Origin of the sequence: Leptolyngbya sp. AN10 (genome assembly GCF_050565645.1) — a bacterium.
Taxonomy (GTDB): Bacteria; Cyanobacteriota; Cyanobacteriia; order Leptolyngbyales; family Leptolyngbyaceae; genus Leptolyngbya.
On record NZ_JBNXVP010000091.1, the window covers coordinates 1 to 4,843 of the forward strand.

General features: G+C 51.1%; 6 protein-coding genes and 1 pseudogene. 4 read left to right on the forward strand and 3 right to left on the reverse strand.

What is annotated here, in order from left to right:
• Window positions 1–132 precede the first annotated feature (132 nt).
• The 3 genes and pseudogenes from ACQ4M5_RS41540 to ACQ4M5_RS41550 form a co-directional block, all read right to left on the reverse strand.
• Window positions 133–321 (reverse strand): annotated as a pseudogene (locus ACQ4M5_RS41540) (IS982 family transposase); the annotation flags it as partial.
• A gap of 68 nt (window positions 322–389) precedes the next feature.
• A complete protein-coding gene (locus ACQ4M5_RS41545) occupies window positions 390–515 on the reverse strand; it encodes a hypothetical protein (protein ID WP_430681654.1) in 126 nt (41 codons plus the stop codon).
• Between the two features lie 122 nt (window positions 516–637).
• A complete protein-coding gene (locus ACQ4M5_RS41550; RefSeq protein WP_430681655.1) occupies window positions 638–913 on the reverse strand; it encodes a helix-turn-helix domain-containing protein in 276 nt (91 codons plus the stop codon).
• A 131-nt stretch (window positions 914–1,044) separates the two neighbouring features.
• Here ACQ4M5_RS41550 and ACQ4M5_RS41555 point away from each other — a divergent pair, with 131 nt between their 5' ends.
• The 4 genes from ACQ4M5_RS41555 to ACQ4M5_RS41570 all read left to right on the forward strand — a co-directional run bounded on the left by ACQ4M5_RS41555 (window position 1,045) and on the right by ACQ4M5_RS41570 (window position 4,806).
• Window positions 1,045–1,440 (forward strand): hypothetical protein, encoded by a 396-nt coding sequence (locus ACQ4M5_RS41555; protein ID WP_430681656.1) that lies wholly within the window; start codon window positions 1,045–1,047, stop codon window positions 1,438–1,440.
• Window positions 1,441–1,455: 15 nt separating this feature from the next.
• Window positions 1,456–1,797, forward strand: coding sequence for a hypothetical protein (locus tag ACQ4M5_RS41560; protein WP_430681657.1), 342 nt, complete (start codon window positions 1,456–1,458; stop codon window positions 1,795–1,797).
• 104 nt (window positions 1,798–1,901) lie between these two features.
• Window positions 1,902–3,716, forward strand: coding sequence for a GmrSD restriction endonuclease domain-containing protein (locus ACQ4M5_RS41565; RefSeq protein WP_430681658.1), 1,815 nt, complete (start codon window positions 1,902–1,904; stop codon window positions 3,714–3,716).
• 22 nt (window positions 3,717–3,738) lie between these two features.
• Complete coding sequence (locus ACQ4M5_RS41570) at window positions 3,739–4,806, forward strand: hypothetical protein (protein WP_430681659.1); 1,068 nt, start codon at window positions 3,739–3,741, stop codon at window positions 4,804–4,806.
• The last annotated feature ends 37 nt before the right edge of the window (window positions 4,807–4,843 follow it).

The following is a 4,843-nucleotide window of genomic DNA, read 5'->3' on the forward strand; positions in this document are numbered from 1 at the left end:
TGACATCGGGAACTGCCTCCATGCAGGATGACTCGATGTCTTTTCTTAGCGAATTTAGCGAACTTTGGAATCCCCTCTGCGTCTTGTTTCTAGCATTTATCTTTGCACGGGTTGCGTATCTCGTGGGAACAAGTACGCTTTGAAGTTGCGGTAACACGACTGATGAAAGCCAATCAGAATCGTCATGATCTCACTCAAACTCAAGCATCGAGGTCGGTTGCGCTGCTGGAGTCCAAACCCTAAAAGTTGCTGTTTCCAGCGGGGTTCAAAGGTACTGCAAAAATCATCGACGGAGCAAAACAGTTCTTCTAAACTAAGCATGAGGGCAAACCAGGATGAAACGTTAGTACTTTCAGCCTATCGGGGTTGCCCCTTTCTTGTTCCAATTCTTATCCCGTACTCAGGTTAGATTTAGTGTCCGTGTTTCGAGCATGAAGTTGTGCGAATCCAAGGATCTCTAAGAGGTGTGAAATCTGCCACGATCGGACAATGAGCGCAGCGTCAGCTAGCACCATGGGTTTTGCTCGTGCTTGCTAGTCGGTTCGACCAGATTAACTTGGTGGGCGTGGTGGAAATGGCAGATGCCAGTTATGACAATGAGACTGGAAACTTCCGAACTTCTGATGTTCTGAGGAATTTATGATTCAGTAGAGTTACGATCGTGGACTTCTTGACGATCGATCCCATACTGCACAAATAACTCAGAAACGGTCGTGTCCAAGGCATCGGTGAGCTTTTCAATCACCTCCAGTGAAGGATTCACGATGCCACGTTCAATATCTGAAATATATGTGCGATGCATATCTGAACGCTCCGCGAGTTCCTCTTGAGACAAATCGAGTTCGCGTCGCCGTCGCCGGATGGCTTTGCCGAATCGCTGTTTGATGTTGGGTTGTTGCTGATTTTCTGCCACTGCATGATCGTCACCAAGGGCAGTTGACAGATCTACAGGTGATCGTCTAAGTTTTGTCGGTTATCGCCTACAATCTAGAATGCTTCACCCACTTGAATCCAGTGAAGCACTGCGATTGGTCATAACCCAGCATGAATCCTGACGCTCAACTTCCAATCGATTCCACGACCGCTCGGACTCCTGATGCGATTGCCGCGTTATTCGAGTTACTGATGCTGTATCGTCGCGACTTCTCATCGGCTTCGCCGAATTCTACAGGCGTAGTCGTATTGCCGATGCAGTTCCCGAACGCGATCGCCCGTCCTCGGTTTGCGATTGGCGATCGCTGTCGTTGGATACCGAATCCCGCATCTGATTGGGGCACTGTCATTGGTCAGGTGTTTGTGCCGATCGAAGCGGATCAGTCAGAACCGCAACCGTGGGCATGGGTGTATCTGCTACTGCTGGATTCAGACAGCCCATCGCGCTCATGGCTGATCGCCGACTGGGTTGAAGAAGCAGATTTAGAACTTTATGAGAACGATTGAAACAGAGAAACAGGTATGGGTGATTCGTTGGGTCAACGTCCGCTCGGAGATATCGAGCGTGTGTTATTTCGCGTCTTCGTCAACTGCCGCTTATCAAAGCATCCCCGCGAACTGTACGAAGAATATGCGTTCACGTATGCTCAGCTCGCTCATATTGCCGGATGCAGCGTCCCTGCGATGACGCGCTGGATGAATATGGATAAGTCACCGAGTAGTCTTAAAGCCGTTTACCTACGGCGGTTAGGCGAGTTTGATTTCTTGCTGCATCACTACGACCAGATTCCTGTAGAACTGTGGGATCTCACCTGTCCGCTTCCACCAAGAATTCGTGCCGTTTTGTACCCCGATCGAGACTGATTGTTTGACTCTTGCTATCAATTGATAGCAAGTTGACCCAAAGACTTGTGAATTGAGTACGGACGATCTATTGTTCCAAGAGGTTGTGGGAGGACACTTGCCGCTTGAACACGATTATCTCCACCTTCGATATCACCAAGGAAGCTTTGCCGGATTTGTTGCTGCGGGTCAAACAAGGCAAAGTACAGATTCCCGATTTACAGCGCAGTTTTTGCTGGTGTGATGAGTTGATCATTGAATTACTTGCCAGTATTAGTCTGGGCTGGCCAGTTGGCTCGATCATGCTGCTAGAGCAAGGACAGAGCGATTGGAGTTTTCGTCCTCGATCCGTTGAAGGCGTGTGCATCCATTCCCCAGTCCAGCCCACTCATCTAATTCTCGATGGGCAACAGCGCACAACTGCTCTCTACATGACTCTATTTTCTGGAAACCCAGTCCGAACCAAGGGCAAACGCACCCAGAAGCTAATCGATCGCTGGTACTACATCGACATTACGAAAGCGCTTGATTCGGAACTGGATCGCGTTAGCGCAATTCTCAGCCTGCCCAAAAACCGCATCAAAGTTGGGGCGCAAGGAACGATCGACTGCACTACTCCAGATCAAGAGTATGCCAGCGGACTATTCCCGATCGCGCAAGTGTTTCACTATCCGCAGTGGCGACAAGGCTACTCCAGATTCTGGCAGTACGACCCTACCAAACTAGAACTCATTGACCGCTTTGAGCAAGATGTCATCAAACGCTTTGAGCATTACCAAATCCCTGTCATTCAACTCCGATCCGAATTGCCCAAAGCAGCCGTCTGCCGCGTATTCGAGAAAACGAACACCCAAGGCACTGAGCTAAATTTCTTTGATTTAGCGACTGCGTGTTTTGCAAGCGAAGACTTCTCACTGCGGCACGATTGGGCAATCAAAGAACAGCAACTGAAACAGAACACGCTGCTGCAATCGGTGCGAGAAACCGATTTCCTTGCCTGTGTCACTTTAGTTGCAACCTACTTCCGACGGCAAGCTGCGAGGATCACTGCCATGCCGTTAAAAAAGTTGCCTGGTATTGCTTGTGGTCGGGCTGAAGTGCTGGATTTAAGTGTGGAAGAGTATCGGCACTACAACGAAAAAGTGATGGTGGGGTATGAAACGGCGGCTCGCTTTCTCCACGGTCAACGCCTGCTCAGTACCGAAGATTTACCCTACCAAATTCAACTCGTAGCGCTGGCTGCGATTCTTACGGTGGTCGGACCACCGCACGAGCAACTGAGATCGAAACTCGAACAGTGGTTTTGGTGTGGAGCCTGCTGTGGAATGTACACTTCCTGGCACGAAGTGCGCGCCGCCCGTGATATGTTGGAAGTCCCTGATTGGTTACTTAGCGATGGTGCAATTCCGGCAACGATCCGGGATGCTCATTTCAGTGCCAATCGCTTGCTAAGTTCTCAGCAACGCCGTGGAGCCGTCTATAAAAGCGTGAGTGCGCTGTTGCGGCAGCATCGTGCGATCGATTTCGCTACTGGAGAAGCCTTGTTCGATGTGCAATTCTTCAACGACCCGATCGAAAGCCATCATATCTTCCCGGTCGCCTACTGCAAGCGACAAGGCATTGCCCCATCTCAGTACAACTGCTTGATCAATCGCACACCACTGTCACAGTTAAGCAATCAAAAGATTGGCGGACAAGCACCGAGTCAATATCTGCAAGCTTTAGTCGATCAAGGTATTTCGAGATCACGCCTCGATGCCATCTTGAGATCGCACTTAATCGAACCTGACACGATGTGGAACGACGACTTTGAGGAATTCCTAACTCAGCGCACTCAGGCGCTCTTGACCTTGATCGAGCAGGCAATGGGCAAAGCAGGGAGCGCTGGGTCACCTGAGATCGACTCCTCACTCCAGCAAGCTGACCCGATCAGTGCCTGATGACCAAGATGGGAGATAAGTGATGCCACTATACGCAATTCTTCACACTGATATTGAGGGGCTACACGCGCACAGTTGCACGCTAGTTACAGCCGCTTCTCGCATCGAAATTGTCCAACAGATGATTGCCGACCCCAGTCGTTGGCAACCGCTCCTGATACAGCTCTACCCGGATGATAATGACCCGCGCAACGTGTGGCAGCGGATGCAAACCGACAGCCTGTCGCCGGAAATCATATTGGCATGGATTGATGCGTCCTACTGCACCGATGCTGCGGAAATGCTGCGAATCCAGCCCGTTGAGCTGCGATCACTCGCGCACGTTCGGGTGCAAACTCGATGGTGCAATGCTCACACTTCGGAGGGGTGTTTTGATATCAGTTCCGAACCGATCCACCCTTCGCCTGCTGACGTTCCCGAAACGGTTGCAACAGTACTCGCTGCCTATATTGATCTCCGACAGCGCAGAGGTCGAGCGCTCTCGGCTCAACTCGTGCAACTGAGGCAGCAAGTCGGGGTCAAATTTGAATCGATGCGCCAACAGGAGGTCGAGTTTACAGCACGCCAAACCCAATTGCTCGACCGCCTGTGTCCCCATTTTGCGATCGATGCCAAACCGCTGCTCACGACCCCAGACTTCCAACAATTTGTGCGTTCGATGTTGACGTGTGCTGAAGTCGGAGTCCTTACCCCGCCCCTCCAAGTGCTACAAAATCCAACCGATTGGATTCTCCACACCCTGCCACACCCGATCCAACTGCATCGGGTCGAACCCCTGTCACGGTCTGACCCTCCTGAGCCACGAACCTCCGTGGTTCACTTGCAAGCCACACTCGCTGATTGGTCGCAGCGAATCGCCGTGCCGATTGGCGAATTGCAAGACGGTCTTATCCCTACCGATCAAGCAGATTACAGAATGCGGCAATGGATTGAGGTTGCGGTTCAACTGCAACCAAACCTGACCCAACTGCCGATCGCCTCGTACCGCCAGGTGGGGTTAGCTCAAGAGCTAGTGTGTCTGCTCGCCTACATCGGTGAGTTGTTCAATACGACGGGAATGGTCGATCGCTTGAATCAACTGCCAGTCTGAACCCAAAAAATTTAGGTCACGCTCATGTTCAATCCTC